Consider the following 26,403-nt stretch of genomic DNA (forward strand, 5'->3'; position numbering starts at 1 on the left):
CGGGCACCTCCCGCGGGCGGCACCTCCCGCGGGCGGGACCTCCCGCGGGCGGGCCTCAGGAGGCCGCGCCGCCCACCTCGCTCTGCCGGAGCCGGACCCAGGAGTCGTGGTCGTCCTCCAGGACCGCCTGGTACTCCTCGATCAGCGGCGCCAGCCGGGACGGCTCCGGCACCGCGTCGCCGCACTCGGCCTTCAGCAGCCCGAGGCGGCGGCGCAGCGAGTTCAGGCGGTGCACGGTGTCGGAGCGCTGGATCCACAGCGTGCGGTAGCCGAAGAAGGCCGCCCAGGCGGCCAGCACCGTCACCAGCGCGCCGGAGACCAGGGCGACGTCCGCCAGCCGGGCGGCCAGCGGCTCGCCGACCTTCAGGCCCAGCAGCACGGTGACCAGCGCGGAGAGGCTGACCGTGGCCAGTTGCAGGGTCAGCGCCCGGCGGCGGTCCCAGTCGCGGCGCCGCCGACGCTCCTTCAGCTCGGCGTCGAGCTCGGCCTCCAGCCAGGCCAACTTCCGTTGTGCGGCGGCGGATTCGGCGATACCGGCGTATTCGGTGTCCATGGTGTCCTCCCCGGCGGGGAGGATACCCGGATCAGGCTCCGGCGGGAGGGGTCTCGCTCGCCAGGTGCGCGAACGCGGCCAGGTTGCGGGTGGACTCGCCGCGCTTGGTCCGCCACTCCCACTCGCGGCGGATCGCGGTCGCGAAGCCCAGCTCCAGCAGGGTGTCGAACGGCTCGTCGGCGTGCTCCAGCACGCTGCCCAGCAGCCGGTCCACCGCGTCCGGCGTCACCGCCTCCAGCGGCAGCCGCCCGACCAGGTAGACGTCGCCGAGCCGGTCCACCGCGTACGCCACCCCGAACATCCGGGTGTTGCGCTCCAGCAGCCAGCGGTGGAACGCCTCGTGGTTCTCGTCCGGCCGCCGGATCACGAACGCGTTCACCGACAGCGTGTGGTCGCCGACCCGCAGCGCGCAGGCGGTGGAGAGCTTCCGCGTCCCGGGCAGCGCGGCGACCACCGTGTACGGGTCGGCCGCGGCGGGCTCCCAGGCGACACCGGCCTGGTCGAGCGCGGTGCGCAGGAGGGTGAGTGCGTCGTCCTTGGCTGCCATGGCCCCCACGCTAGCCCCCGGGTCGGCGGACCGGCGCGCCCAGGGGGTGGGAACGGGACCCGGAGCGACGGCGCGCACCGGCGGCGCACCGTGAGCGGACCCGGGCCCGCCGCTCCCCGGGCCCCTGGTCGTTCCGGTCCGTCGGCCGGAGGGCTTCAGGCCCGGACGACGGCCGACATCGCTCCCGTGTAGACCTCGGCGGTGGCGCCGGCCGCGGCGGACCAGCCGAAGGCGGCGGCGTGGCGGGCGGCCTCGGCGCCGCGGGCGGCGGGGAGGGCGGGGTCGGTGGCGTACGGGAGGAGGGCGCGGGCCCAGGCGCCGGGGTCGTGGCCGGGGACGAGGGTGCCGGTGCGGCCGTCCCGGACGGCGACGGGGAGGCCGCCGACGGCGGCGGCGACCACGGGGGTGCCGCAGGCCTGGGCCTCCAGGGCGACCAGGCCGAAGGACTCGCTGTGCGAGGGCATCACCAGGGCGGTGGCGGCGCGGTACCAGTCGGCGAGCTGCCGCTGGTCGACCGGGGGGTGGAAGCGGACCACGTCGCCGATGCCGAGCTGGGCGGCGAGCTTGTGCAGGCTCTCGGGGCGGGCCAGGCCGGTGCCGGAGGGGCCGCCGACGATCGGGACGACCAGGCGTTCGCGCAGCCCGGGGTGCCGGTCGAGCAGCCGGGCGACGGCCTTGAGCAGGACGTCGGGCGCCTTGAGCGGCTGTATTCGGCCCGCGAACAGCAGCACCGCGGCGTCCTGCGGGAGGCCGAGCCGGGCGCGGGCGGCGGCGCGGTCGCCGGGACGGAACACGTCCAGGTTGACGCCGGGGTGGACGACGGCGAGCTGCTCGGGGCGGGCGGCGTAGTGGTGGGCCAGCTCGGCGGCCTCCTCCGCGGTGTTGGCGATCAGCCGGTCGGCGGCGGCGACCACCTGGGTCTCGCCGATCACCCGGGCCGCGGGCTCGGGGGTGTCGCCCTCGGCGAGGGCGGCGTTCTTGACCTTGGCCATGGTGTGCATGGTGTGCACCAGCGGGACGCCCCAGCGCTCGGCGGCCAGCCAGCCGACCTGGCCGGAGAGCCAGTAGTGCGAGTGCACCAGGTCGTAGTAGCCGGGGCGGTGCCCGGCCTCGGTGCGCAGCACGCCGTGCGTGAAGGCGCACAGCTGGGCGGGCAGGTCCTCCTTGAAGAGGCCCTCGTACGGGCCGGCGGTGACGTGCCGGACGAGGACGCCGGGGGCGAGCTCGACGGTGGGGGCGTCGTCCGAGCTGACGGCGCGGGTGAAGACCTCGACCTCGATGTCCAGCTCGGCGAGGCGCTTGGCCAGCTCCACGATGTACACGTTCATGCCGCCGGCGTCCCCCGTGCCGGGCTGGTGCAGCGGCGAGGTGTGGACGCTCAGCATCGCGATCCGGCGCGGCCGGCGGGCGGCCGCGCCGGGCCCGGCGAACGCGGCGGGGGCCACCGGGGCGGCCCACCGCGGCTCCCGGAGGGGCGTGCGGACGAGGGGCTGGGTCACCTGCGGATGCCTCCCTGTGCGCCGGCCGTCTGGTCTGCTCTTCTCGTGCCGCCGCCCGCGGCCGGCGGCAGCGGGCGGATGGACTTCAGCCAGGGCAACGGGGCGGCGCGGCGCCGTATTCCCGCCAGCGGATCCGGGTGTCCTGTGCTCCGGAACCGCTGCGTACGCTTGGTGACCATGGCAGCGAGCGACACGCCGTCCTCCCGGGGCCGGTCGGGCCGACCGGTGGGGACGATCACCCGGGGCACCACCAACACCAACCGGCTGCGGCGGATGGACCGCTGGATCGCGTACGCGGCGGGCCGGGCGCTGCGGGCGCCGGTGGCCCCGCCGGTGGTGGTGGACCTGGGGTACGGCGCGGCGCCGTGGACGGCGGTGGAGCTGTCGGCGCGGCTGCGGGCGGTGCGGGCGGACGTCCGGGTGGTGGGGATCGAGATCGACCCGGCCCGGGTCGCGGCGGCGCTGCCGATGGCCGAGCCGCCGCTGCTGGAGTTCCGCCGCGGCGGGTTCGAGGTGCCGCTGGACGGCGGGGCGCGGGCCCAGCTGATCCGGGCGGCGAACGTGCTGCGGCAGTACGACGAGGAGCAGGTCGCCGAGGTGTGGGCCCGGCTGTGCGGGCGGCTGGCCCCGGACGGGCTGCTGGTGGAGGGCACCTGCGACGAGGTCGGGCGGCGGCACGTCTGGGTGGCGCTCGGTCCGGAGGGGCCGCGGACGGTGACCTTCGCGGCCCGGCTGGGCGGTCTGGAGCGGCCGTCCGAGCTGGCGGAGCGGCTGCCGAAGGCGCTGATCCACCACAACGTGCCGGGGCGGCCGGTGCACTCCTTCCTGCGCGACCTCGACCGGGCCTGGGCGGCGGCCGCGCCGCTGGGGGCGTTCGGGGCCCGGCAGCGCTGGGCGGCGGCCTGCGCGGCGCTGGCGGCGGACTGGCCGCTGCGGGACGGGCCGGTGCGGTGGCGGCAGGGCGAGCTGACGGTGGAGTGGGCCGCGCTGGCGCCGCGCTGAGCCGGACCGGACCGGACCAGGCGGACCCGGACCAGGCGGACCGGACCAGGCGGACCGGACCGCCAATCCGATCATCCGTTCGATACTTCACTCGAACGAGTTATCGATTTCCTCTGGCGTGTTGACGCCCCGTCACGCCACCATGGAGCCGTCCGGGTGGTCGTTCCAGCGGCCTCCCGAGGGGCGGTCGTTCCAGCGGCCCCCCGAGCACCCGTCAGCCCGTCCGTCCCTCGACCTCGCGCCACACCCGTTCGAACGCCGCGTACGCAGCGGCATCGAACAGCACGAACCGCACCTCGTCCAGGTCCAGGTCCGCGGCCTCCGCGACCGCGGTCCCCAGGGCGATCCGGGCCGCGTCCTCCAGCGGCCAGCCGTAGATCCCGGCCGAGACCGCCGGGAAGGCCACCGTCCGGGCGCCCAGCCCGGCCGCGACCCGAAGGGACTCCCGATAGCAGGAAGCCAGTAGCTCCGCGCGCCGCGGGTACTCCTCCGCCCGGTACACCGGACCGACGGTGTGCACCACCCAGCGGGCGGGCAGCCGTCCCGCCGTGGTCGCCACGGCCCGGCCGGTGGGCAGGCCCTTGCCGTAGTGCGAGGCGCGCAGCCTGCGGCACTCGGCCAGGATCTCCGGTCCCCCCTTGCGGTGGATCGCCCCGTCCACCCCGCCCCCGCCCAGCAGGGAGCTGTTGGCGGCGTTCACCACCGCGTCCACCCGCTGCTCCGTGACGTCACCCTGCACCAGCGTGATCTGCGTCACCGCTGCTCACCTCCGGCCGATTCCGGTCCCCCAGTGGCGGAAACCTGCGGAAACCCTAGGCAAAGCCGCCACCAGGCGCGTGGCAATAACCACATCGGCGCCGCCCAGTCGAAGAAATCCTCGGAGATCACGTTATGGTCGCGGGAAGCCCCTCGATGCCCGGCACCGCCCGGGCACTGCGGACGGACACCAGCCGTTGGTCCGTCGGGGAAAGGAAGGACCGACCGATGCCCGCTACGGGAGACGGGCGGGCACCCGACGCGACCACGAGCGCCGGTACCGCCGAACGCAGCCGCAGCCGCCGCGCCCACGGCGCCCCGCGCCCCGACCGGACCGCGGGCCCCGCGCCGATACCGCATCCGCGCAGCACCCCGGCCCCCGTCGAACCCGCCCACCCCACCGCGGGGTTCCGGGTGCTGGTGGTGGAGGCCGACGGGCCCGGGCACGCCCTGTTCGACTCACTGGCCGCCGAGCTGGGCCAGCACGCCGAACTGCACCGGGTGAACGGCGTCCGGGAGGCCCTGGCCGTACTGCCGCCGCCGCCCGGCACTGGCCGCCGCGGGCAGCGCACCCCCGACTTCCAGTGCGTCCTGCTCGACCTCGGCGCGTCCGCCGAGCCCTCCGCCGCCCCCTCCGCGGAGCCGTCCGACGGGCTGGACGGCCTGCGCGAACTGCTGCTGCGCGCCCCGCACACCGCCGTGGTGGTGCTGACCGACGCCGCCGGGGCCGAGCTCGGCGCCGCCGCGGTCGCCGCGGGCGCCCAGGACTTCCTGCTCCGGCAGGACACCGGCGGCCCGCTGCTGGCCCGCGCCCTGCACTACGCGGTGGAGCGCAAGCGCGCCGACGAGTCGCAGCGCCGCCTGGTCGAGGCCGAGATCCGCGGCCAGGAGAACGCCCGCCTCCAGCGCCACCTGCTGCCCACCCCGCTGCTGGACGGCGCCAACCTGGCCTTCACCCGCCGCTACCGCCCCGGCCGCCGCCGGGCCCTGCTCGGCGGCGACTTCTACGACGCCGTCCGCACCAAGGACGGCCGGGTGCACGTGGTGATCGGCGACGTCTGCGGCCACGGCCCGGACGAGGCCGCGCTCGGCGTCGCGCTGCGGATAGCGTGGCGGACGCTGGTGTTCGCCGGGCTGACCGGCCAGCACCTGCTCACCACCCTGCAGCACGTGCTGGAGCACGAGCGCCGCAGCGACGAGATCTTCGCGACCCTGTGCATGGTCGTGCTGGACGCCCCGGGCGAGGAGGACGGCCCCGACGCCGCCGAGCTGTACCTGGCCGGGCACCCCGCCCCGCTGCTGCTGGGCCCCGACGGCCCGCCGGTGCTGCTCCCGCTCGACCAGGCCGGCCCGGCGCTCGGCCTGCTGCCCTGCGACGCGACGCACTCGGTCTGGCCCGCCCTGCGGGTCGAACTCCCCTCCGGCTGGCGGCTGCTGATGTACACCGACGGCCTGGTCGAGGGCAAGGTCGGGGCGGGCTCGCCGCGGCTGGGCCAGGAGGGCCTGATCGAGCTGATCACCGACCACCAGGCCGCCGGGCTGACCCGCGGCCGCCTGGTCGACTCGGCGATCGCCGAGGTCGAGGAGCTGAACGGCGGGGCGCTCACCGACGACGTCGCGGTGCTGCTGCTGGAGCGCAACCCGGTCCCGGTGATCATGGGCTGAGCGACCCGCCCCGAACGCCGGAAGGGCGGCCCCCGCGCGGGGGCCGCCCTTCCGGCGTTCTCGCTGCCGCTCCGTCACCAGGGGCCGTACGGGCCCTGGTTGCTGCGCCCGCCGCGGCCGCGGCCGTCGGTGAGCAGCTTGATCGCGGGGCGGACGTCCACCACGTAGACGATCGAGGCGACCAGGCCGACCAGCGTCATCAGGCCGGTGATCGGGTTGGCACCGAAGAGCAGGTCCCAGCCCAGCGACAGGCTCAGGACGATCACCCAGAAGCCCTTGGTCTTCTTGTCCGCCGCCCGGTACGCGTCCTCCCGGCGGAACACGGCGTCACCGAGCGCGAACACCTTGAAGCAGATGATCGCGGTGGCGATCCACCAGAACGGGTTAAGGAGGTCGACGTACAGGATCACCTTGGGCTCCTCACTCTTTCCTCCATCCTGGCACGGCCGTCACCCCAGTCAACGGCCCGCGTCGGCGCGGCGTTCCGGCCGCCGCTCCGCCGCGCGCCGCGTCTCACTCCGCCGCGGACGCGCCGCCCTTGCGGGCCCGGGGGGCCTTCTTGGCGGTGGGCTTCGGCGCGGCGGGCTCCTCGTCCACCACGACCTCGGCGGTCACGACCTCCTCGACCGACGCGTCGTCCTCGGCCGCGGCCCCGTCCTCGGCGGCCTGCGGGGCGGCACCGGCGGCCTCGACCACGGTGCGGCCGCGGACGGCCAGTTCGTCGTAGACCTCCTTGGCCTTCACCGCGAACTCCAGCGCCCGGCCGACCTGCTGCATCGCGAACTCCTGCGCCTTGGCCTGGAGTTCCTTCACGTCGGTGGGCAGGGCGGTGACCGCCTCGGTGACCTTGGCCTGCGCGCCGGCCAGGGCGGCGCCCGCGTCCTGCAGGGCGGCGGCGGCCTTCTCCTGGGTGCCCTTGCGGTCCGCGGCGAGCGCCTCCAGCTGGGCGGGCACCTCGCGGAGCTTCTCGTAGGCGAGGTCGCCCGCGCCGGCCAGGGCGTACAGCGGGGTCGGGTCGGTGAGGGTCTTCTTGAGCTCGTCGCTGATCGGCATGTCGGTTCCTCCCGGTCGGGGGCGCCGCGCGGTCGGGTCGCGCGGGGCTCGGTCACGCGGGTCCGGTCGTCCGGGCCCGCTCGTTCTGCTCGTGCTCGGCCTACTCGTCCTCCGACCCGGCGGGGCCGGGCGGGCGGGCGGGCTGGTTCTCCTTCAGGAACGCCTCGTAGACCGACAGCAGGGCCTGCTTCTGCCGCTCGTTGATCAGCGGGTCGGCCAGGATCGCGGCCCGCAGGCCGGGCCCCTCGCCGTCCCGCTCCTCCAGGATCCCGGCCTGCACGTAGAGCGTCTCCGCCGAGATCCGCAGCGCCTTGGCGATCTGCTGGAGGATCTCCGCGCTGGGCTTGCGCAGCCCGCGCTCGATCTGGCTCAGGTACGGGTTGGACACCCCGGCGGCCTCGGCCAGCTGCCGCAGCGAGTACTGCGCGCTCCGCCGCTGCTCCCGGATGTACTCGCCGAGCGAGCCCACGTTCAGTGACGCCATACGGGCAGTCTGCACCGCCCTGCTTGCAATTGCAAGCAGCCTGCTAGCGGCGGCCGGGGGTGACGTCCGGGACGGCGGGGCGGTGGAAGGCGTCCAGGGTGAGGTGCAGGACGGCGGGGTGTTCGAGGCGGTGACCGGCCAACTGCCAGGGGGTATCCGGGCCTCCGGCGGCCTGGGCGAGCTGGAACTGCAGGAAGGACGGGGCGGGGGCGGGGTCGTGGTGGGCGGCCCCGTGGTGCAGCAGCATCAGGGTGGACGGGACCGGGCGCGGCGGGACGGGTTCGGGCCGGGGCCCGTCCGGGCAGGCGTGGTCGGCGGGGAGCAGGTCACCGGGGAACAGGTCGCCGGGGAGGTGGTCGCGAACCTCCCGGACGAGGTCGGGGCCGCCGCGGTGGAGCCACTGCGCGGTCAGGGCGCGGAAGGCGGCGTCCTGTTCGGGCCGGCCGCGAACCGCCCCGGCGTCCAGGATCCGGCGGCCCGCGCCGGACAGCCCGGCGGCGATCGCGGCGACGGGCGTGCGGTGCACGACGCTGCTGTGGCCGACCATCCGGATCCCGAGCATCGCCGCGCGCAGCACCCGGGCCGCCTCCTCCGCCCGTCCGCCCGGCTCCGACGCCCACCAGTACGGGCCCCGGGCCCTGCGGATCCGGGGGTCGGCGCGTTCCGGGTGGGCGGCCGCGTAACGGCGGCCGGTCGGGGAGGACTCCCAGTGCAGATCGGTGAGTTCGAGGGACGCGGCCGGGCCGCGCAGTTCGCCGCCCGCCCCCGGGCCCAGCACCACCCCGTCCGGCCCGGCCTGCGGGAACAGCCCGGCGACGTCCGGGCCGGCGAACCGCAGGCCGGTCAACTCCGGCAGGTGCAGGGCGAGTTCGGTCGGGCCCCGGGCGGCCTGGCGGTACCGGCGCGGCAGGGCGAAGACGATCCGGGCGTACGGCGCGCCGGAGCCGGGGCGTTCGACCGCCAGCCGTCGGAACTCGGCGCCCGGCAGGTCGTACTCGGCGGCCGGCCAGGCGGCGGACTCCGGGTCGAGGTCGGCGAACCGGGTGTCGATGGTGTCGCCCCAGTAGCGCAGGTGGGCGGGCTCGGGCACGGGCGGGAGCAGGAGGCGTTCGACCGGGACGCCCGCGGCGGCGGTCCGCTCCACCACCCAGGCCCGGCGCCGGTTGCCGAGGTCGGCCAGCCAGCGGACGGCCCGGCGGGCGCGGTGCTCGCGGGCCCAGCGGGTGGGGGCGGTGACGGCCCCGAACAGGGCGTGGGTGTTGTTGTCCCACACGTCCGCCAGCCGGTGGCCTCGGCGCGGTCGAACTCCCGTGCGTCCGAGACCAGTTCGGCGATCCGGTCGATCGAGGCGTCGAGCAGCGCGGCGAACGCGAGCAGCGTGCGCGGATGCCGGGGGCGCAGGGGCATGGGGGTGGTTGTGCCCCGCGGTGCGGGTGGTTGCCATACGGAGAAGTAGGGTGGTCGTGGCGAACTGGCCTCGCCGGGACGGGACTTCACCGACCGAAGCGGTCACGCCGGTCGGAAACGGGCCCAGGGAACGGGCGCGGGCAACGGGCACGGGCACGGCAACGGGAACGGGAGGGCCGGGCGGGATGGCGGAGCGGCGGATCGGTGCGGTGCTGTGCGACCTGGACGGGGTGCTGCGGATCTGGGCGGACCTGGCGGACGTCGACCTGGCGCACGGCTTCGCGCCCGGCACCGTCGCCGCGGCCGCGTTCCGGCCGGAGCGGCTGCTGCCCGCCGTCACCGGGCGGGTCAGCGACGAGGAGTGGCGGGCCGCGGTCGCCGAGGACCTGGCGGCCGGGTGCGGATCGGCGGAGCGGGCGCGGGCGGCGGTGGCGGGCTGGGGGCGGCAGCCGTTCCGGGTGGACGCGGAGGTGCTGGCCCTGGTCGCCGCGGTGCGGCGGGGCGGCGTCCCGGTGGTGCTGGTCTCCAACGGCACCACCGCACTGGAGGCCGACCTCGCCGCGCTCGGGTTGGACCGCGCCGTCGACGCGGTGGTCAACTCCGCCCGGGTCGGCGCGGCCAAGCCCGACCCGCGGATCTACCTCGCGGCCGCCGAACGCGCCGGGCTCCCGCCCCACGACTGCCTGTTCGTGGACGACACCGCGGGCCACCTCGCGGCCGCGGCCGCCCTCGGCATGTCCGGCCACCACCACCGCGGGGCGGCCGGGCTGCGCGCGGCGCTCGGCGGGCACGGCCTGCTCTGACCGGCCCGCGAAATCCTCTGCCGCACCCGGCCGGGGCGTGCCACCATCCGGGCCATGACGATCTTCTCCGGGTACGACGGAACGACCCTCCACTACGAACAACTCGGCGACGGCCCGCCCCTGGTGGCGATCCCCGGCGGCCCCGGCGCGGACGCCCGCTACCTCGGCACCCTCGGCGGGCTGGACGCCCACCGGCGGCTGGTCCGGCTCGACCCGCGGGGCTGCGGCCGCTCGGCGACGCCCGTCGACCGGGCGAGCTGCGCGTTCTCCGCCCAGGCCGCGGACGTCGAGGCCCTGAGGGAACACCTCGGCGCGGACCGCATCGACCTGCTCGGCCACTCCGCGGGCGCCCTCACCGCGCAGCACTACGCCGCCGAATTCCCGCACCGGGTACGGTCGTTGGTGCTGGTCACCCCGGTCGGCCGGGCCGCCCGGGAGCCCGACCCGGCGGAACTCGCCGCGATCCGGGCGGCCCGCTCGGCCGAGCCCTGGTACCCGGACGCGGCCGAGGCGGAGGCCCTGCTGGCCGCCGGTGCGGGAGATCCGGCGGAGCTGGTCCGGCGGATCACGCCGTTCTTCTGGGGCACCTGGAACGAGCGGGCCCGCGCGGCGGCCTTCGCCCCGGAGCTGGTGCCCGCCGCGCCCTGGATGCGGGAGGCGTTCTACGCGAACGGGGCCGCGCCCCGGCCGGTGGCGGCGCCGGTGCTGGTGGTCGCCGGTGAGCGGGACGGGATGATCGGCACCGCCCCGGCGCGGCTGGCCGCCGCCCTGCACCCGGACTCCCGGCTCGCCGTCCTGCCGGGGGTGGGCCACCGGCCGTGGGTGGAGGACCCGGACGGGTTCGCCGCGCTGGTGGGGAAGTTCCTGGAGGACGCCTGAACGGTCAGGGGCCCGGGGAACGGCGGGCTCGGGGCTGCCGGGGCAGTTCACTGCCCGCGCGTGCGGTGGCTTCGGGCTCTTGCTCCCACGGCCCGAAGCCGCACGGACACCTCGACGGGCTCCGGCCCAGCAGCTCGGACTCGCCGTCCCCCGAGCCCCTGACGGGGCCCTCGCGCGGAGCCCTACTCCGTGAGGTGCCGGTAGAGCGGGGCGAGGAGGTGCGCGAGGTCGGGGGCGAGGTCGGGGAGGGCGGGGGCGGGCGGCTCGGGGGGTGCGGGGCGCAGGGTGAACTCGCCCTGCCAGAAGGTGTCGAGGCACTGGTCGATCGGCTGGTCCACGGCTTCAGGCTCCGGTCGCGTCGGCGGAGAGGGTGAGGAGTTCGCGGAGCTGCTCGGTGGGGAGCTCGGTCAGCCAGTGCTCGCCGGCGCCGACCACCGCGTCCGCCAACTCCCGCTTGCTGTCGATCAGTTCGGCGATGCGTTCTTCGACGGTGCCGGTGCACACCAGCCTGCGGACCTGGACGTCGCGCTGCTGGCCGATGCGGTGGGCCCGGTCGGTGGCCTGGTCCTCGGTGGCGGGGTTCCACCAGCGGTCGAGGTGGACGACCTGGTTGGCGGCGGTGAGGTTGAGCCCGGTGCCGCCCGCCTTCAGGGAGAGCAGGAACACCCCCGGCCCGTCCGGGTCCTGGAAGCGGTCGACGAGTTCCTGGCGGCGCGGCGCGGTGAGGCCGCCGTGCAGGTGGAGGACGGGGGTGCCCAGGCGGCGGCGCAGGTGGGGCTGGAGCAGGGCGCCGAACTCGGCGTACTGGGTGAAGACGAGGGCCCGGTCGCCCTCCGCCAGGGCCTCCTGCAGCAGCGCGACCAGGCGTTCGACCTTGCCGGAGCGCCCGCCCAACGGCGAGCGGTCGCGCAGGAGTTGGGCCGGGTGGTTGCAGACCTGCTTCAGCCGGCCGAGGGCCGCCAGCACGGCGCCCTTGCGTTCGACGCCGCGGATGCCGCCGAGGCGGCCGAGCAGGTCGGCGACGACGGCCTGGTAGAGCCCGGCCTGTTCGGGGGTGAGGTTGCAGCGGACGGTGAACTCCTGCTTGGCGGGCAGCTGTTGGCCGATCTCGGGGTCGCTCTTGAGGCGGCGCAGCAGGAAGGGCGCGGTGAGCCGCTGGAGCGCGGCGGCGGCGTCCCGGTTGCCGGACCGCTCGATCGGGACGGCGTAGCGCTCGCGGAAGGACTCGGGGGTGCCGAACAGGCCGGGGTTGGCGAAGTCGAGGACGGTGTGGAGTTCGGCGAGGCGGTTCTCCACGGGGGTGCCGGTGAGGGCGATCCGGGGGCCGGAGCGCAGCGAGCGCAGGGCGCGGGACTGGCGGGCGGCGCGGTTCTTGGCGTGCTGGGCCTCGTCGGCGACGACCCGCCGCCAGTGGACGGCGCGCAGCGCGGCGGCGTCCCGCTGGAGGACGCCGTAGGTGGTGATCACCAGGTCGGCGGCGGGGTCGGGGGCGGTGCGGTCGGGGCCGTGGTGGAGCTGGACGCGCAGCCGGGGGGCGAAGCGGGCGGCCTCGCGCTGCCAGTTGCCGACCAGCGAGGTGGGGCAGACCAGCAGGACGGGGCCGCGGGCGCCCCGGGCGTGTTCGAGGGCGAGCAGGGCGAGGGTCTGGACGGTCTTGCCGAGGCCCATGTCGTCGGCGAGGACGGCGCCGAGGCCGAGCCGTCCGAGGGCGTCCAGCCAGGCCAGTCCGCGTTCCTGGTACGGGCGCAGGGCGCCGGTGAAGCCGGGCGGGGGCGGGGTGCGGCGGGCGCCGGGGAGGCGGCCGAGGCGCCCGGCCAGCAGCTCGCCGAGCGGGCCGTCGGCGTGCACGGCGGTGACCGGGAGGCCGTCGACGACGGCGCCGTCGGTGGCGGCGAGGCGGAGCAGGGCGGCGGCGTCGAGCTGCGGGTCGTCGCGGCGGGCGGCGAGGAAGCGCAGGGCGGCGGCGAGCTGTCCGGCGTCCACCTCGATCCACCGGCCGCGGAACCGGACCAGGCCCGCCTGGGCGGCCGCGAGTTCGTCCACCTCCTGCTGGGTGAGCGTTTGCCGGCCGACGGCGAGCTGCCAGCGGAAGTCCAGCAGGGCGTCCCGGTCGGCCTGGGCGGCGCGCCGGACGGAGCTGGGGGCGGTGGTGCGCGCGGTGGCGGCGAGGCCGAGCCGGGGGCGGCGCTGCCACCAGGCGGGCAGCAGGACGCCGTGCCCGGCGGCGGCGAGCGCGGGGGCGGTGTCGCGCAGGAAGGCGAGCGCTCCGGCCCGGTCGAGGTCGATCCCGGTGGGGCGGGTGCGGTGCAGGGCGGCCCGCAGCTCGGGCAACAGGCGGGCGGCGCGGTCGAGTTCGGCGAGGTACGCCGCGACCGGGTCGTCGACCGTCCGGGCCAGCGCGGCCGCGCCCGGTCCGGCGGACCAGAGTTCGGCGGCGGGCAGCAGCAGCGAGGGCCGGTCGACCGGGCCCAGCAGCACGTCCAGCCGCCAGTTCTCGTCCACGACGGTGGCGTCCGGGTCGTCGTCGGCGGTGCCGAGCGGTTCGGTGAGGCGGAAGGCCAGCCGGACCAGGCCCAGCGGCTCGGTGCCTGCCGCACCGGCGGCCAGCCGGGCGACCTGCGCGGGGTCGGGCGGGGCGGGCAGCCGCCCGTCGGGGCCGCGCAGCGCGGCCACCCAGGCGGGGCCGCCGGGCAGCTCCGGGGCGTCCTCCCCCAGCGCGACCCGGGTCTCGTGGTCGGTGAGGGCCTCCAGCACGGTCGCGAACAGGGCGCCGCCGGTGGGCTCGTGCCCGTCCTCGGCGCGGGCGACCGGCGGGCACCCGGCCGCCAGCGCGCGGGCCTCCCGGCGGCTGGCCGGATCGTGCGCGGGCCGCCAGCGCGCCGCCCACCCGCCGGGCTCCGCGACCAGCGCGGGCAGCACCCGGCCGCGCCCCGCCAGCCGCCAGGCCAGGTCGTGCACGCCGGTCAGCCAGCGCAGCGACGCCCCGTACGCGAGCTCCACCGCCCGGCCGCCGGGCAGCTCGACGGTGGTGCCCGGCCAGTACGGGTCGAACAGCTCGCCGAGCAGCTGCGCGGCCTCCGGCAGGTCGAACAGCAGCGCCGGGACGCGCCAGGGCCGCAGTTCCGGCCCCCGCGCGGTGGAGCCCACCGGCAGGTCGGGCGAGGGCGTCGGCCGGGAGCCGAGCGTCGGCAGCCGCAGGGTCAGCCACCGCTCGTCGCCGCGCTCCGCCAGCCACGCCGGGCCGGGCCCGACCGCCCGCAGCAGCGCCGCGACCTCGGCGGCCGGGCAGGCGTACGGGTGCCGCGAGCCCTCCCGCCCGCGCCCGGTGAACGCCCCGCCGTCCTCCGCCCACACCCCGAGCCGCCCGTCGACCCGCCACTGGGCGTGCAGGACGTACATCGGGGACCTCCGGTGGCGGGCACATGGACCCTCCAGCGTAGATCGGCCCGCCGACACGTCCGCAGGACGCGAGGCCGGGGGCCCTCAGCTCAGGTGGAACACCGGCCCGCGCGGGGTGAACGGGAGGGTCGCGCCGCGCGGGACGAGGTAGGCGTGCTCGCGGCGCGGGACGCGCAGGACGTCGCAGTCGGTGTCGGTGATGATCAGCAGGGGCGCGGTGGCCGGGAAGTCGGGGGCGCGGGCGAGCAGGTCGACGCCGGGTTGCAGGACGGTGCCGCCGCGGCCGCGGACCCGGACCCGGCCGGCGAGTTCGGCGACCGGCAGGTAGCCCGCGTCGTGGGGCGCGGCGTCGCAGTAGACGACCCGGGCGGCGGGGACGTCGCGGGCGGCGGCGTAGGAGGCGATCGCACCGATCGCCTTGCCGAGCAGGGTGCGGTCCATCGAGCCGGAGGTGTCGAGCAGCACGCCGAAGGTGCAGCGCGGGGTCTCCTCGTACGGGTGGTGGCGCCCGGCGCGCGGAACGTCGGGGCTGGCGGACTGGCGGCGGGAGGGGCGGGCGTAGGAGCGCAGCGGTTCGGGGCGGGGGACGTGCTCGTCGAACCAGCGGGCGAGCCGGGCGTCCCAGGGCAGCGGCGGCTGGGCGAGGGCGCGGATCTCCTCGACCAGTCCGGCGGGCAGCAGGCCGCGGTCGCGGACGTGCAGGTCGAAGCCCTGCTGGAGGCCGCGCCGGTAGAAGTCGTCGAGGTCGACGTAGCCGCGTCCGCCCGGGCGGGGCAGCGGTTCGCCGAGGACGTCGCCGAGGCCCTTGCCGCGCAGGGTGGCGAGGCGGCGCAGGCGGCGCTGGTCGCGGGCGATCCGGTCGTAGACCTCCTCGGCGGACAGGCCCTTCAGCTCGGGGTCGTGGAGCAGCCCTTCGGGCATCTCGCCGACGCCCATCTCCAGCAGCCAGCCGTTGATGACGTAGTCGGCGGCGACGTTGAACAGGTAGGGGTCGCGGCCGCCGGTCCGGTCGCCGTGGCGGAGGGCGGCGTGCAGCATCTCGTGGGCGAGGACGAAGCGCCACTCCTCGTCGGTGTGGTGGCGCAGCGGGTTGAGGTAGATCTCGCCCGCCTCGGCGTTGACGGCGGCGATCGCGATGCCGTGGGCGCGGGCGAGTTCGGCGTCGGCGACGAGGGTGAGTCCGGCGGCGAGGCCGCCGAGCAGGGGGTAGTGGGCGACGAACCAGCCGAGGGCGCGTTCCCAGGGGCGCTGCGGGAGGCGGTCGCCGTCGAGGGTCTCGCGGCGGCCGGCGGCGACGTCCATGGCGGCGGAGACGGTGCGGGTGAGGGCGTGGGCGAAGGCGAGGGTCCAGTCCTCCGGGTCCTGGCGGGCGGTCCAGGGCGTGAGGTGCTGGTCGGGCCGGTCGCCGCCGGTGCCGCAGGCGCGGTACTCGGGCGGGACGCCGTCGCGGCGCCAGCGGGCGGCGAGCTCCTCCTCGTCGCCGCCGGGCCAGCTGCCGGGCAGGTCGTCGGGGGCGCGGCCGATCGGGAAGGTGTGCAGGAAGCGGTTGACGACGGCGCAGCGGGCGGCGAGGTCGGCGGCGTCGGGCGGGGTGCGGGGGCCGCGGGCGGCGGGGAGGTGGCCGAAGCCGAGGTGGAGCAGGGCGTGGGCGAGGGCCCAGGCCCACTCCTCGGGTTCGGCGCGGCGGCGCCGGTTGTGGTGCAGGGTGCCGTGCGAGTCGGCGACGACCCAGCCGGTGGCGGGGTGCAGCGGGCAGTCGTCCTCGTCCCGGACGCACAGCCCGGCGGGGACGGCGTCGAGCGCGGGGTTGCCGTGGACCGCGGCCAGCCCGGCGGTGAACGCGGCCTTGACCGGGTCGGGCTTGGCGGTCTTCTCCGGCCCGGCGGCCCGGCGGCGGCCGCTCACCGGCGGGCCTCGACCAGGCGGGGCAGGTCGCGGGCGGCCTCGATCAGGAACCAGGACGGCAGCACGGGGTTGCCGTCGGGGCCGTCGGCGATGACGGTCTGGGCGACCTCGACGGAGATCTCGGCGAGCTGCACCAGCAGTGACTTGGAGCGGTACGCGTGCTGGCGGACGGTCGGCGAGGCGTGCTCCTTGCGGGCGGGCAGCTCCTTGACCAGGCGGCCGCGGAAGGAGTCGGCGAGGTAGTAGAGCAGGTCGCGGTCCTCGACGCGGTGCGGCCAGGAGGCGTCGCCCTTCAGGATCGCGTCCAGCCCGTAGGCGTTGCGGACGATCTTGACGTAGCCGCAGAAGGCGACGGCGTGGGCGGGGGTGAGCAGGCCGTGGGCGATCACCTTCAGGGTGTCCTCGCCGAGGCCGGGGCCGAAGGAGTGCAGCGCGTCGGAGAGCATGTGCCAGGCGCGCGGGGTGGAGAACGGTTCCTCGGTCTTCGGCGGGGCGGACCACAGGTGGTCGGGCCGGTCGGTGAGGTGGTCGAGGACCCACGGGTGGATGCCGTGCCCGGCGGCCCAGCCGAGCCAGTCGTCGGAGCTGGCCCGCAGGTGGACGTGGACCAGGCGGTTGAGCAGCGCGGACGGCATCGGGCGGGCGAGCGCGCCGTCGGTGGCGCGGTTGCCCGCGCCGATCACGATCGAGCCGGGCGGCAGTTCGTAGTTCCCGATCCGGCGGTCGAGGATCAGCGAGTAGAAGGCCTTCTGGACGTCGGGGGTGGCGGCGTTCAGCTCGTCCAGGAAGAGGCAGTACGGCTGGTCGCGGGCGATGTTCTCGGGCGGGCAGAACCGGGAGCGGCCCTCGGGGGTGAGCTGCGGGACGCCGATCAGGTCCTCGGGGGCGAGCTGGGTGCCGAGCAGCGAGACGCACTCCAGGCCGAGCGACTCGGCGAACTGGTTGACCAGCGAGGACTTGCCGATGCCGGGCGCGCCCCAGAGGAACACCGGCCGCACGGTGGCGAGGCCGAGCAGCAGCTCGGGGACCTGGGACGGCGACACGGTGACGGCAGACTGCACAACTCTCCCAAGGCGGGTGGGGTTCGGGGGTCCGGCGGCCAGTGTGAACGGCGCGGCGGGCGGGCGCACCCGGTTTTCCGCGGCACCGCGGCGGTTGTCCACAGGCTGGGGACAACGCTGTGCGCGGCGCCCTCCCACCGGAACTTAGAACAACTTTCAACTTTGTGGTTGAAAGTTGAACCAGATCGGCGTACGGTGGAGCACGTGAACAAGTTGAAGCCTCAACAAACGGCTTCGACCCCCGTACCGAGGAGAGAAGCCATGGGCATCTTCAACCGCAGCAAGAACACCGCCACCGTCGCCGCCCCGGCCGCCGCCACCGTCGCCGTCCCGGCCGCCGTCCAGGGCCCGGACCTGGCCCACCTGACCGGCGACTACACCATCGACGCCGCCCACTCCAAGATCGGCTTCGCGGTCCGGCACGCGATGGTCACCAACGTCCGCGGCGAGTTCGCCGAGTACGAGGGCAGGCTGCACCTGGACGGCAGCAACCCGGCCGCGTCCACCGCCGAGCTGGTGATCAAGGTCGCCTCGATCAGCACCGGCCAGGCCCAGCGCGACGAGCACCTGCGCACCGGCGACTTCTTCGACGCCGCCGCGTACCCGGAGATCACCTTCAAGTCGACCTCCGCCGAGCGGGTCGACGGCGACACCTACCGCCTGCACGGCGACCTCACCATCAAGGGCACCACCCGCCCGGTCACCCTCGACCTGGAGTTCACCGGCGCGGCCACCGACGTGTACGGCGCCAACCGGGTCGGCTTCGAGGGCGGCACCAGCGTCGACCGCACCGCCTGGGGCCTGACCTACAACGCCGCGCTGGAGACCGGCGGCGTGCTGATCGGCGAGAAGGTCAAGCTGACGCTGGACGTCTCCGCCGTGCGAGCCTCCTGAACCCGCCTGCCCGGGCCGCCCGTTCGGCCTCCCCGGTACCGCCCCCGCCGTCCCCCTCGGCGGGGGCGCCGCCGTTCCCGGGCCTCAACCACCGCTCCCGGACCCTCGACCGGAGAGCAGCGCCGCGTCCTCGGGCGGCAGCCAACTGCCCGCCGGACGGGTCAACCAGCCCTCGGCGGCGGCGAGTTCGGCGGCGCAGCCGCGCAGCGCGGCCAGCCCCGGATGGCGGACGCCCGGGCGGTGCACCAGGCCGACCAGGCTGAGCGGCACCGGATCGACCAGCGGTCGGGCCACCGCGCCGGGGACGCCGTGCGCCCCGGCGGAGGTCAGCACCGGGCTGCCGTGCCGGGCCAGGTAGCGGGCGAACTCGGCGGCGCCGACCGGCGGGGTACGGGCGGGCGCGGCGGTCAGGCCGTGCGCGGCGAGCAGCCGCAGGCCGAGGTCGGTCCACTCGGCGGTGGCGGGCTGTCCGGCGAGCACGTCCACCGGGTGCCCGGCGAGCGCGGCCAGCGGGACGGCGGGCCGCGCGGCCAGCGGGTGCTCCAGCGGCAGGAAGACCGCCATCGGCTCCAGCCGGACGGGCAGGTGCACCAGCCGGGCCCGGTCGGCGGCAGGCAGTCCGGCGTACCGGCCGAACGAGGCGTCCAGTCGGTGGGCGGCCAACTCCCGTGCGGCGGCGGTGAGTCCGCCGCAGTAGCGGGCCAGCAGTTCGGCCTCCGGGCAGTGCCGGCGGGCCGCGGAGAGCACCCGTTCGGCGGCGGAGTCCGGGCCCCAGTCCTGGCTGTTGAGGTCGACCAGCAGCGCCCGGGTCTCGCCGAACGCGGTGATCTCGGCCTGCAGCTCCAGCAGGTGGCGCGCCTTGGGGAGCAGCGCGGCGCCCGCCTCGGTCAACTCGACGCTGCGGGTGGAGCGGTGCAGCAGCACGCAGCCCAACTCCCGCTCCAGCGCCTGGACGTCGCGGCTGACCGCCTGCTGGGCCAGGTGCAGGCGTTCGGCGGCGCGGCCGAAGTGCAGGGTCTCGGCGACGGCGGCGAAGCTGCGCAGCAGGCGGGGGTGGAGGTCGCGGGGCACCCCCGAAGATTAACAACAGGAAGCGGTGAATCCGGCGGAGCAGGTGTTGGACGCCCCGCTCCCCCGCCCCCGAGGCTGGAGGCTCCCCTCCCCCTCCTCCCGGAGCCCTTCCTTGTCACTGCCGCTCGCCCGCTACCGCCCGGTGTTCGCCGCACCCGGCACCCTGACCTTCACCCTCTCCGGACTGCTCGGCCGGCTCGCCCTGGCGATGAACGGCGTCTGCGTCGTGGTGCTGGTCGCCGACCGGCGCGGCTCGTACGCGCTGGCCGGGGCGGTCTCCGCGGTCGGGGTGCTGGCGGGCGCGGCCCTGCTGCCGCTGCTGGGGCGGCTGGTCGACCGCCGCGGGCAGGCCCGGGTCGCGGTGCCCGCGGTGCTGGCCGCCGCGCTGCCGACGGCGGGGCTGCTGCTGTGCGTGCGCTCCGGTGCGCCCGCCTGGACGCTCTTCCTGTGCTGGGCGCTCTCCGGCAGCAGCCCCGACCTGGGCGGCATGGCCCGGGCCCGCTGGGCGCACCTGCACCGCGCGGACCCGGCCGTGCTGCACCGGGCCAACGCGCTGGAGCAGTCGCTGGACGAGCTGTGCTTCATGGCCGGTCCGGTGCTCGGCATGGCCCTGTGCACCGCCCTCGCCCCCGAGGCCGGGCTGCTCACCGCCCGGGCGCTCGGCACCGCGGGCACCCTGCTGTTCGCCGCCCAGCGCGCCACCGAACCGCCCGCCTCCACCCGACGGCCGTCCCGGGCACGGGGCTTGCTCCGGACGCCGGGCCTGCCGCCGCTGCTCGCGGTGTTCCTGGCCGCCGGGGTGCTGTTCGGCTCGCTGGAGGTGACCACGCTCGCGTACACCGACGCGCTCGGCCGGCAGCCGGCCGGGGGCGCGCTGCTGGCCCTGGTCGCGGCCGGGTCCTGCGTCTCGGGGCTGGTGTTCGGCACCGTCCGGCCGCGCCGTCCGGCGGCGGTGCGGCTGGCGCTGGGCACCGGCGCGATGGCCGCCCTGATGCTGCTGCCGCTGGCGGCGGGCCTGGCCGGGGCGGGCGTCCCGGTGCTGGGAGCGGCGCTGCTGGTCGCCGGGTCGGGCACCGCGCCGACCATGGTCAGCGGCATGACGCTGGCCCAACGGCTGCTGCCCGCGGGCCGGTTGACCGAGGGGATGGCGCTGGCGGTCTCGGCCATCCTGGTCGGCATCTCGACCGGGGCGACCCTCGGCGGCGCCCTCGCCCAGCACACCTCCCCCGGCACCGGCTACCTGCTGCCCTCCGCCGCCGCCGCGCTCGCCCTGCTCGCGGCCGCCCGCCTCGCCCGGCGGACGGACTGACCGCGGCACCGGCGCCGACCCCGCCGCGCCCCGACCGGGCGGGGCGGGTCAGCGCCAGCCGTACCGGTACTCGGGCAGCTGCGTCCCGTCCGGGAAGTGCGCGGTGCCGCGGCCGAGGCGGCGGGCGCCGTGCCGCTCGTAGAAGGCGATCGCGCGCCGGTTGGCGGCCAGCACGTCGAGCCGGACGGGCGCCCGCGGGAAGCGGGCCAGCGCGGCGTGCAGCAGGTGGGTGCCGACGCCGCCGCCGGTGCGGTCGGGACGCACGTGCAGCTGCTCCAGCCGGACTTCGCCGCCGTCCGGCACCAGGTGGGCGAAGCCGAGCGCGGGGCCGCCCGGGCCGTCCTCGGCGAGCAGCAGGACGGGCGTGTCGGCGGGCGTCCCGTAGTCGGCGTCCAGCCGCAGCGTCCAGAGCAGTTCCTGGTCGGCGGCCTCCGCGTCCAGCGCCCACTGCGGCACCAGTCCGGCGCACGCGCTGCGGCGGCCCGCGGTGTGCAGCCGGGCGACGGCGGCGGCGTCCGCGGCACCGCCCTCGCGCAGGGCGGGCGGCGGCGGGGTGCGGTCGGTGGCGGGCATCCGGCCAGCCTGCCACACCGTCCTCCCCGGGCCGTTCCGCGCCGAGGGGTTGAGCGTGCCCGAACCGTGCCCTAGAGTCGTCCCCGCAGATTTCTGAACATGTTCGAAACTCATCCTCCGCACGCCGCCCCCGGCCGCCGGGCGGACGGGTCGGCACGCCCGCGCGACCGGTCCGGTGCCAGGGGGCACCGGGCACGCCCCGGCTTCCGATTCGCCCTCCCGGTCCGGAGTTGTCCCGGTCCGGGCTAGGCTCGGGCTCGTAGGCGACCGTGACGGAAGCGAATCAGGCGGGGCGAGGTGTCAGGGAACGGCCAGGAGCAGGATCGTCAGCGCCCGGTGGGATCCGGCGACGCGGGGGGCGCGAGCGGCAGGGACGCGCAGGCCACCGGCCTGCCCGCGTCCGGCGAGCTGGCGGGCGGACGGGCCCAGCCGAAGACCGACAAGAGCGAGGCCACCCGCGCGCTGATCCTGGAGACCGCGATGCGGCTGTTCCAGGAGCGCGGCTACGAGAAGACCACCATGCGGGCGATCGCCACCGAGGCGGGCGTCTCGGTCGGCAGCGCGTACTACTACTTCGCGGCCAAGGAGTTCCTGATCCAGGGCTTCTACGACCGGATGACCTACGACCACGCCGCCGACGCCGAGGCCCGGATGGCGCACACCCGCGACTTCGCCGAGCGCCTGCAGATCGCGATCGAGTCCTGGATCGACACCGCCGCGCCGTACCACGAGTTCTCCGCCCAGTTCTTCCGCACCGCGGCCGACCCGACCAGCTCGCTCAGCCCGTTCTCCAACGAGTCCCACCCCGCCCGCGCCACCGCCGTCGAGCTCTTCCGCGAGGTGCTGCAGGGCTCCGAGCTCGCCCCCAAGCTGGACGCCGAACTGGTCGAGCTGCTGCCCGACGTGCTGTGGCTGCACCTGATGGTCGTCGTCCTCTACTGGGTCTTCGACCGCACCCCCGACACCGAGCGCACCCGCGAGTTCGTCCGCCGCTCCACCCCGCTGGTGGCCCGGCTGATCAACCTCTCCCGCTACCGGGTCTTCCGCCCCCTGGTCCGCGACGCCAAGGGCCTGATCCAGGACTTCGTGCTGCCCAGCATCGGCAGGACCATCGTCAAGTGACGCCCGGCCGGGCGGCCAACTGCGCCGCCCGGGACGGGTGTTAGGGTCGTGCCGGAATCGGCCGGAGCGGCTTCGGGCGGGGGCGCGAATGGCGGACGAGGACACCCACCGGCTGGTCGCGGCCGCCCAGCGGGGCGATGCCTTCGCCCTGGACGCGCTGATCACCGAACTCACCCCCTACGTCGGCCGGATCTGCGCCTCGGTCGCCCTGGAGCACGCCCCGGACGCGATGCAGGAGGCGTTCATCGCGATCCTCCGCGGCCTGCCCGCCCTGCGCACGCCCGAGGCGCTGTACGGATGGGTGCGGGTCGTCACCGTGCGCGAGGCCGTCCGGACCGCCCGGCAGCACCGCCGGGAGGTCGCCGTCCCCGACCTGGCGGACGCGCCCGCGGCCGGGGACGCCACCCTCTCCGGCGACGTGGCGGACGTGCTGCGGCGGCTCGGCCCGGAACAGCGCGCGGTGCTGGTGCTGCGGCACGTGGAGGGGCTGGACGAGCAGGAGGTGGCCCGGCTGCTCCGGGTGCCGGTGGGAACGGTCCGCTCCCGGCTGTTCCGCGCCCGGGCGGCCTTCCGGCGCGCCTGGGGGTGAACGCGCCGTCCGCTCAGGCCCGGCGCGCCTCGATCCGGGCCCGCAGCCGGTCGAAGAGCGCCTCGCTGCGTGCGCCCGCGCCCGGGCGGCGCAGCGCCCCGAGGGCCGCGCCACCGGGGAGGCGGTAGCTGCTCAGGTAGCCGAACCGGGTGCCGCCGCCCTCGGGTTCGGCGGCCATCGCGCCCAGCAGCACCCGGCTCTGCATCAGGCACCAGCCCGGGGCCAGCAGCACCTCGAAGGTCTCCCGGTGCCCGAGCCTGCTGACCGCGACGGCCCGGAATCGCCCGCCGTCCGCCGACCCCTCCTCGGGGGTGAACGAGCGGACGCCGGGCAGCAGGTGCGGGAGTTCGTGCTCCAGGTCGGAGACCACCTCCCACAGCCGCTCCGGAGGCGCGTCGAACAGCCGGGTGGCGGGGACCGGACGCCCGGCGGCGGTGGCGGCGATCACCTGCAGCCGTCGCAGCGGCCCGAGTTCGGCGGTCGGCCAGACGGTACCGCTCGGCTCGGGGGGCATGGCCGCAACTCCTCACAGGTCGGCGCCGGACGCCCACAGGGTAGCCGCTGCGCCCGCGCCCCCTCCCGCCCGCGGCCCCTCCCGCCCGCGCCCCCTTCCGCCCGCGGCCCGTCCCCGGCCCGTCAGCGCCCGAACAGCGCCCGGGCCCGCTCGGCGACCAGTTCGGGGCGCTCCGCGGGCAGCTGGTGCCCGGCGCCGGGGACGGTCTCGACCCGCAGTCCGTCCCGCAACTCGGCTCCGCTGGCCAGCAGTTGCGGCGGGATCACCGGGTCGCGCTCCCCGGTGAGGGCCAGCGTGGGCGTCCGCAGCCGCAGCCCGTGGAACTCCCGGCGGCGCAGCGCGGCGATGTCCCGGACCACAAAGGCGCGGTGGACGGCCTCGCCCGCCCGCGCCGCCAGCGGCTCCCGCGCGGCGGCCGCGTACTCGGCGACCTCGGCCGGGTCGAACGCGGTGCGGCCCGCCGGGCCGCGGCGCAGCAGGAAGCGGGTGAAGGCCGGGCAGTGGCGCAGGACGGCGCGGCCGACGGGCGGCCACTCCAGGGCGAGCGTGTACCAGAACCGCCAGGCGTGGCCGAGGGTGGCGCGGCGCTCCGGCCAGAGGTGGACCATGTTCAACGCCAGGTGCCCGTCGAAGCGTTCGGGCTGCCGGGCGCAGGCCAGGAACCCGGCCCAGGCGCCCCAGTCGTGGGAGACCAGGAACGCCGACTCCAGCTCCAGGGCGTCCAGGAAGCCCACCAGGTCGGCCGCGCGGGCCTCGGTCGACCAGCGCCCGGGCTCGCCCTCGGACCAGCCGAAGCCCGGCATGTCGAGGCAGAGCAGCCGGAACTCCCCGGCCAGCAGCGGCAGCACCCGTCGCCAGGCGTACCAGTGCTGCGGGAAGCCGTGCACCAGCACCACCGGCGAGGCGTCGGCGGGCCCGGCCTCGGCGTAGTGCAGGCGCAGGCCGCCCACCTCCGCGGTGCGGTGGCGCACCCCGGCGAGTTCGGGCAACGGCCGCTGTGATGCCGCGAGTCGACGTGTCATGAGGCTCTCCCCGTGCGGATCCGGTGAACGGTTCGCCTGAACAGAGGAACGAGCCGGACGCCGCACTCCCCCCGCCCCTCCGTGACGTGCGTCACGGCCGCCACGGGCACCGCGGGAGCCCCACCGGGCCGGGGCGGCACGGCACCCGGCCGGACGACGGGGCGGGGCGCCGCACGGACGGTGATCCGGGTCGCGGGGCCGTGGACCAGCGGGAGCCTGGGCATGATCGTGCGGCGCAGTGCGTGCAGGGAGAGCGGATGCCGGAACCGGGAGCACACCGGCAGGGTGTTCGGCGCCCGGACGGGCGGCGGCGGTGGTGGCGGCGGCACCGGCGCACCGGGGGCACCCGCCCGGTGGCGCCCCCCGGACGCGCCGCCCCCGGCACGGTGGTGCCCACGCCCACGCCCGCGGCCACGCCCACGTCCACGCGCGCGGCCAGGCCCGCGGCCGTCGGAGAGGCACCGGGCGAGCCCGAGGATGACGAGGAGTGCGGAGACGGCGACGCACGGTGCCGCCGAGACGCTAGGCTGGAACACGTCGGAGCCCCTTGAGCTTGCAGGGTTCGGTGGGTCGCTCCGGCTGCGCCCCGGGGGTGTTCCTGCACCCACCGGGGCACTTCGCTGCCGTCCCGGGCGACCCGAACGCCCCGAACGCTATGCAGCGGCAAAGGAACTGTCGATCCGTCAGGTTCGAACGGAAACACCCGCCGCGAACCCGCGTTCACCCCTCCGGGTGGCCCTCGCCCGCCGCATCGACCCAGCTCACCGACACAACGCCAGAGTTGCGCCCGACGCACGCCAACTCCGCGCCACAGCAAGCATGTTCGACGCCCGCGCGAGTGATTTCCGCCCCACTCCGGTTGACGTCACCCCCGGCGCCCCAACTCCCGGCCGAACAGCCGACGTTGCCGCTCCCGGCCGCAGGCGGACGGCCCCGCCGGGGCCCGTGCGTCGGAGGGTTCACGGGCCCCGGTGCGGCTCCCGGTCAGAAGCTGTCCGGGTTCCAGGGCGCGCGGGCGGTGCGCAGCAGGGCCTCGGCGCGGGCGGCTGCGCCGGGGGTCAGCTCGGTGAGCAGGGCCGCGTCGGCGAGGGCCGCCGCACTGCCGCCGCCGAGGTAGAGGCTGCTGAGCCGGGAGACGTCGAGCGCGAGGTCGGCCGGGTCGTCGGTGGGGGTGATCCGGCCGGTGCCGTCGGTGGCGGCCTCCAGGGCCCAGCGCCCGGCCGTCCAGCCCGCGCGGTCGGTGACGTCCAGCACCAGGCGGCCGGGGGTCTCGTAGCGGCGGGCGGCGAACGCGGCGGGCAGGTCGAGCAGCCGCAGCCAGGTGAAGTCGGCGCTCTCCTCGTGCGGCTTGGCGCCGCGCGGGTCGCCGAGCAGCAGCGGCAGCGGGTCGCCGGGACCGAGGTGGGGGGCGACGACGTGGCGCACCCAGTCGACGGAGAAGGCGAACGCCCAGAGTGCGTTGGCGGTCCTCCGGTCGAGCGCGACGAAGTCCCGGACGGTCAGCGGGCAGTCCGGGTAGGCGCCGTCCCACCGGTCGTCGACGGTGTAGTTGACCATGCCGGTGAGGGTGCCGTCTGCGGTGCGGTGGAAGGCGGTGAAGCCCTGCTTCCAGTCGAAGCCGGGCAGGTCGATCTCGCCCGCCCGCAGCCGCCACCAGCCCTCGGGCCGGCCGATCGCGCCGGGCTGGGTGGGGCGCCAGCGCTCGTGCAGTTCGGGGCCGTGCTTGCGGAACTCCTCCAGGGTGGCGAAGTCGATCCGGTGGCCCTCGTGCACGGGCAGCCCGGCCCGGATGCCGCCGGAACGCAGCACGTCCACCCGCCAGCCGGCCAGCGGGGCGGCCGAGCCGAAGCCGAAGCGGCCGTAGATGTTGTGCTCGGCGGCGATCAGGATCGCGGCGGCCGCGCCGCGCTCGCGGGCCGCGGTCAGGTCCTGCCGCATCATGCCGCTGAGCAGGCCGCGCCGCCGGTGGGTCGCGTTGACGGTGACGCCGGTGACCGCGTCGACCGGCAGCTGCGCCCCGCCGGGCACGGTCAGTTCGGTGTCGAAGCTGCGGAAGGTCGCCACGCAGCGCGGCCGCCCGTCGGCCGCCGGACCGTCGTGGTCGAAGGCGCCCAGCATCCGCCCCGGTTCGTACAGCAGCTCCCGCCACTCCGTCGCCGGGGCGACGTGCGGGCGCATGAACCCGAGCGCGATCGCCCGGTCCCAGTCGGCCAGTTCCTCGTGGGTGATCGGCCGGATCTCGATGCCCCGGTGGGGGTCCTGCTGCGCGTCGTTGCCCATCGAGCCACCGTACGAC

At 76.5% G+C, this 26,403-nt stretch carries 25 protein-coding genes; 8 read left to right on the forward strand and 17 right to left on the reverse strand.

All coding sequences use genetic code 11. From position 1 onward, the window contains the following. Positions 1–55 precede the first annotated feature (55 nt). The 3 genes from QSK52_RS11485 to mshA all read right to left on the reverse strand — a co-directional run bounded on the left by QSK52_RS11485 (position 56) and on the right by mshA (position 2,545). Positions 56–553, reverse strand: a complete 498-nt coding sequence (locus QSK52_RS11485) for an SLATT domain-containing protein (protein WP_285735864.1) — start codon at positions 551–553, stop codon at positions 56–58. A gap of 31 nt (positions 554–584) precedes the next feature. Beyond that, complete coding sequence (locus QSK52_RS11490; protein WP_285735865.1) at positions 585–1,100, reverse strand: YbjN domain-containing protein; 516 nt, start codon at positions 1,098–1,100, stop codon at positions 585–587. A 155-nt stretch (positions 1,101–1,255) separates the two neighbouring features. Then, positions 1,256–2,545, reverse strand: a complete 1,290-nt coding sequence (mshA, locus tag QSK52_RS11495) for a D-inositol-3-phosphate glycosyltransferase (RefSeq protein ID WP_285736033.1) — start codon at positions 2,543–2,545, stop codon at positions 1,256–1,258. Between the two features lie 231 nt (positions 2,546–2,776). On the opposite strand from mshA, the gene QSK52_RS11500 reads away from it, so the two are divergent. Then, positions 2,777–3,601: a class I SAM-dependent methyltransferase gene (locus QSK52_RS11500; RefSeq protein WP_285735866.1), complete on the forward strand. Its 825-nt coding sequence runs from the start codon at positions 2,777–2,779 to the stop codon at positions 3,599–3,601. A gap of 214 nt (positions 3,602–3,815) precedes the next feature. On the opposite strand, the gene QSK52_RS11505 is transcribed toward QSK52_RS11500, so the two are convergent. Further along, positions 3,816–4,358 carry an O-acetyl-ADP-ribose deacetylase gene (locus tag QSK52_RS11505; protein WP_285735867.1) on the reverse strand — a complete coding sequence of 181 codons (543 nt, stop codon included), beginning with the start codon at positions 4,356–4,358 and terminating at the stop codon, positions 3,816–3,818. A gap of 227 nt (positions 4,359–4,585) precedes the next feature. Here QSK52_RS11505 and QSK52_RS11510 point away from each other — a divergent pair, with 227 nt between their 5' ends. After that, complete coding sequence (locus tag QSK52_RS11510; protein ID WP_285735868.1) at positions 4,586–6,022, forward strand: PP2C family protein-serine/threonine phosphatase; 1,437 nt, start codon at positions 4,586–4,588, stop codon at positions 6,020–6,022. Positions 6,023–6,096: 74 nt separating this feature from the next. On the opposite strand, the gene QSK52_RS11515 is transcribed toward QSK52_RS11510, so the two are convergent. The 4 genes from QSK52_RS11515 to QSK52_RS11530 form a co-directional block, all read right to left on the reverse strand. Next, positions 6,097–6,432, reverse strand: coding sequence for a DUF2516 family protein (locus QSK52_RS11515; protein WP_285735869.1), 336 nt, complete (start codon positions 6,430–6,432; stop codon positions 6,097–6,099). A 103-nt stretch (positions 6,433–6,535) separates the two neighbouring features. After that, positions 6,536–7,075: a hypothetical protein gene (locus tag QSK52_RS11520; RefSeq protein WP_285735870.1), complete on the reverse strand. Its 540-nt coding sequence runs from the start codon at positions 7,073–7,075 to the stop codon at positions 6,536–6,538. A 100-nt stretch (positions 7,076–7,175) separates the two neighbouring features. Then, positions 7,176–7,559, reverse strand: a complete 384-nt coding sequence (locus QSK52_RS11525) for a helix-turn-helix domain-containing protein (protein ID WP_285735871.1) — start codon at positions 7,557–7,559, stop codon at positions 7,176–7,178. Positions 7,560–7,602: 43 nt separating this feature from the next. Beyond that, positions 7,603–8,832: a hypothetical protein gene (locus tag QSK52_RS11530; RefSeq protein WP_285735872.1), complete on the reverse strand. Its 1,230-nt coding sequence runs from the start codon at positions 8,830–8,832 to the stop codon at positions 7,603–7,605. A 319-nt stretch (positions 8,833–9,151) separates the two neighbouring features. Here QSK52_RS11530 and QSK52_RS11535 point away from each other — a divergent pair, with 319 nt between their 5' ends. Together QSK52_RS11535 and QSK52_RS11540 are read left to right on the forward strand one after the other, a co-directional pair. Beyond that, the gene (locus QSK52_RS11535) at positions 9,152–9,769 is read left to right on the forward strand and encodes an HAD family hydrolase (protein ID WP_285735873.1); all 618 of its coding nucleotides are present in this window, start codon (positions 9,152–9,154) and stop codon (positions 9,767–9,769) included. A 54-nt stretch (positions 9,770–9,823) separates the two neighbouring features. After that, positions 9,824–10,648, forward strand: coding sequence for an alpha/beta fold hydrolase (locus QSK52_RS11540; RefSeq protein ID WP_285735874.1), 825 nt, complete (start codon positions 9,824–9,826; stop codon positions 10,646–10,648). 182 nt (positions 10,649–10,830) lie between these two features. On the opposite strand, the gene QSK52_RS11545 is transcribed toward QSK52_RS11540, so the two are convergent. From QSK52_RS11545 to QSK52_RS11560, 4 genes are all read right to left on the reverse strand, one after another. Continuing rightward, positions 10,831–10,986, reverse strand: a complete 156-nt coding sequence (locus QSK52_RS11545; protein ID WP_285735875.1) for a hypothetical protein — start codon at positions 10,984–10,986, stop codon at positions 10,831–10,833. Positions 10,987–10,990: 4 nt separating this feature from the next. Further along, the gene (locus QSK52_RS11550) at positions 10,991–14,047 is read right to left on the reverse strand and encodes a DEAD/DEAH box helicase (RefSeq protein ID WP_285735876.1); all 3,057 of its coding nucleotides are present in this window, start codon (positions 14,045–14,047) and stop codon (positions 10,991–10,993) included. 84 nt (positions 14,048–14,131) lie between these two features. Continuing rightward, positions 14,132–15,952 (reverse strand): vWA domain-containing protein, encoded by a 1,821-nt coding sequence (locus tag QSK52_RS11555; protein WP_435053221.1) that lies wholly within the window; start codon positions 15,950–15,952, stop codon positions 14,132–14,134. Next, complete coding sequence (locus QSK52_RS11560) at positions 15,949–17,013, reverse strand: ATP-binding protein (protein ID WP_285735877.1); 1,065 nt, start codon at positions 17,011–17,013, stop codon at positions 15,949–15,951. The genes QSK52_RS11555 and QSK52_RS11560 overlap by 4 nt, the downstream gene beginning before the upstream one ends. A 261-nt stretch (positions 17,014–17,274) precedes the next feature. Between QSK52_RS11560 and QSK52_RS11565 the strand changes: the two genes are divergently transcribed. Next, the gene (locus tag QSK52_RS11565) at positions 17,275–17,907 is read left to right on the forward strand and encodes a YceI family protein (RefSeq protein ID WP_285735878.1); all 633 of its coding nucleotides are present in this window, start codon (positions 17,275–17,277) and stop codon (positions 17,905–17,907) included. A gap of 84 nt (positions 17,908–17,991) precedes the next feature. Here the strand turns inward: QSK52_RS11565 and QSK52_RS11570 are convergent, their stop codons facing one another. Continuing rightward, positions 17,992–18,978 carry a LysR family transcriptional regulator gene (locus QSK52_RS11570; protein ID WP_285735879.1) on the reverse strand — a complete coding sequence of 329 codons (987 nt, stop codon included), beginning with the start codon at positions 18,976–18,978 and terminating at the stop codon, positions 17,992–17,994. Positions 18,979–19,090: 112 nt separating this feature from the next. On the opposite strand from QSK52_RS11570, the gene QSK52_RS11575 reads away from it, so the two are divergent. After that, positions 19,091–20,287: an MFS transporter gene (locus tag QSK52_RS11575; protein WP_285735880.1), complete on the forward strand. Its 1,197-nt coding sequence runs from the start codon at positions 19,091–19,093 to the stop codon at positions 20,285–20,287. Between the two features lie 48 nt (positions 20,288–20,335). Here QSK52_RS11575 and QSK52_RS11580 read toward each other — a convergent pair whose 3' ends face one another. Beyond that, positions 20,336–20,860: a GNAT family N-acetyltransferase gene (locus tag QSK52_RS11580; RefSeq protein WP_285735881.1), complete on the reverse strand. Its 525-nt coding sequence runs from the start codon at positions 20,858–20,860 to the stop codon at positions 20,336–20,338. Positions 20,861–21,196: 336 nt separating this feature from the next. Between QSK52_RS11580 and QSK52_RS11585 the strand changes: the two genes are divergently transcribed. Together QSK52_RS11585 and QSK52_RS11590 are read left to right on the forward strand one after the other, a co-directional pair. Then, positions 21,197–21,982: a TetR/AcrR family transcriptional regulator gene (locus QSK52_RS11585; RefSeq protein ID WP_285735882.1), complete on the forward strand. Its 786-nt coding sequence runs from the start codon at positions 21,197–21,199 to the stop codon at positions 21,980–21,982. Between the two features lie 88 nt (positions 21,983–22,070). Further along, complete coding sequence (locus tag QSK52_RS11590) at positions 22,071–22,571, forward strand: RNA polymerase sigma factor (RefSeq protein ID WP_285735883.1); 501 nt, start codon at positions 22,071–22,073, stop codon at positions 22,569–22,571. A gap of 13 nt (positions 22,572–22,584) precedes the next feature. Here the strand turns inward: QSK52_RS11590 and QSK52_RS11595 are convergent, their stop codons facing one another. The 3 genes from QSK52_RS11595 to QSK52_RS11605 form a co-directional block, all read right to left on the reverse strand. Beyond that, positions 22,585–23,085 carry an SRPBCC family protein gene (locus QSK52_RS11595; protein WP_285735884.1) on the reverse strand — a complete coding sequence of 167 codons (501 nt, stop codon included), beginning with the start codon at positions 23,083–23,085 and terminating at the stop codon, positions 22,585–22,587. 122 nt (positions 23,086–23,207) lie between these two features. Further along, the gene (locus QSK52_RS11600; RefSeq protein ID WP_285735885.1) at positions 23,208–24,107 is read right to left on the reverse strand and encodes an alpha/beta fold hydrolase; all 900 of its coding nucleotides are present in this window, start codon (positions 24,105–24,107) and stop codon (positions 23,208–23,210) included. A 984-nt stretch (positions 24,108–25,091) separates the two neighbouring features. Continuing rightward, positions 25,092–26,387, reverse strand: coding sequence for a GNAT family N-acetyltransferase (locus QSK52_RS11605; RefSeq protein ID WP_285735886.1), 1,296 nt, complete (start codon positions 26,385–26,387; stop codon positions 25,092–25,094). Positions 26,388–26,403 lie beyond the last annotated feature (16 nt).

It is taken from the genome of Kitasatospora phosalacinea (assembly GCF_030268885.1).
GTDB lineage: Bacteria > Actinomycetota > Actinomycetes > Streptomycetales > Streptomycetaceae > Kitasatospora > Kitasatospora phosalacinea_C.

What these genes read in the sequence shown, in the direction of transcription:
- QSK52_RS11510 (WP_285735868.1), top strand. Translation starts at nt 4,586, where the DNA reads ATGCCCGCTACGGGAGACGGGCGGGCACCCGACGCGACCACGAGCGCC.
- QSK52_RS11500 (WP_285735866.1), top strand. Translation starts at nt 2,777, where the DNA reads ATGGCAGCGAGCGACACGCCGTCCTCCCGGGGCCGGTCGGGCCGACCG.
- QSK52_RS11600 (WP_285735885.1), bottom strand. Translation starts at nt 24,107, where the DNA reads ATGACACGTCGACTCGCGGCATCACAGCGGCCGTTGCCCGAACTCGCC.
- QSK52_RS11520 (WP_285735870.1), bottom strand. Translation starts at nt 7,075, where the DNA reads ATGCCGATCAGCGACGAGCTCAAGAAGACCCTCACCGACCCGACCCCG.
- QSK52_RS11590 (WP_285735883.1), top strand. Translation starts at nt 22,071, where the DNA reads ATGGCGGACGAGGACACCCACCGGCTGGTCGCGGCCGCCCAGCGGGGC.
- QSK52_RS11525 (WP_285735871.1), bottom strand. Translation starts at nt 7,559, where the DNA reads ATGGCGTCACTGAACGTGGGCTCGCTCGGCGAGTACATCCGGGAGCAG.
- QSK52_RS11565 (WP_285735878.1), top strand. Translation starts at nt 17,275, where the DNA reads ATGGGCATCTTCAACCGCAGCAAGAACACCGCCACCGTCGCCGCCCCG.
- QSK52_RS11535 (WP_285735873.1), top strand. Translation starts at nt 9,152, where the DNA reads ATGGCGGAGCGGCGGATCGGTGCGGTGCTGTGCGACCTGGACGGGGTG.
- QSK52_RS11485 (WP_285735864.1), bottom strand. Translation starts at nt 553, where the DNA reads ATGGACACCGAATACGCCGGTATCGCCGAATCCGCCGCCGCACAACGG.
- QSK52_RS11540 (WP_285735874.1), top strand. Translation starts at nt 9,824, where the DNA reads ATGACGATCTTCTCCGGGTACGACGGAACGACCCTCCACTACGAACAA.
- QSK52_RS11605 (WP_285735886.1), bottom strand. Translation starts at nt 26,387, where the DNA reads ATGGGCAACGACGCGCAGCAGGACCCCCACCGGGGCATCGAGATCCGG.
- QSK52_RS11490 (WP_285735865.1), bottom strand. Translation starts at nt 1,100, where the DNA reads ATGGCAGCCAAGGACGACGCACTCACCCTCCTGCGCACCGCGCTCGAC.
- QSK52_RS11595 (WP_285735884.1), bottom strand. Translation starts at nt 23,085, where the DNA reads ATGCCCCCCGAGCCGAGCGGTACCGTCTGGCCGACCGCCGAACTCGGG.
- QSK52_RS11580 (WP_285735881.1), bottom strand. Translation starts at nt 20,860, where the DNA reads ATGCCCGCCACCGACCGCACCCCGCCGCCGCCCGCCCTGCGCGAGGGC.
- QSK52_RS11550 (WP_285735876.1), bottom strand. Translation starts at nt 14,047, where the DNA reads ATGTACGTCCTGCACGCCCAGTGGCGGGTCGACGGGCGGCTCGGGGTG.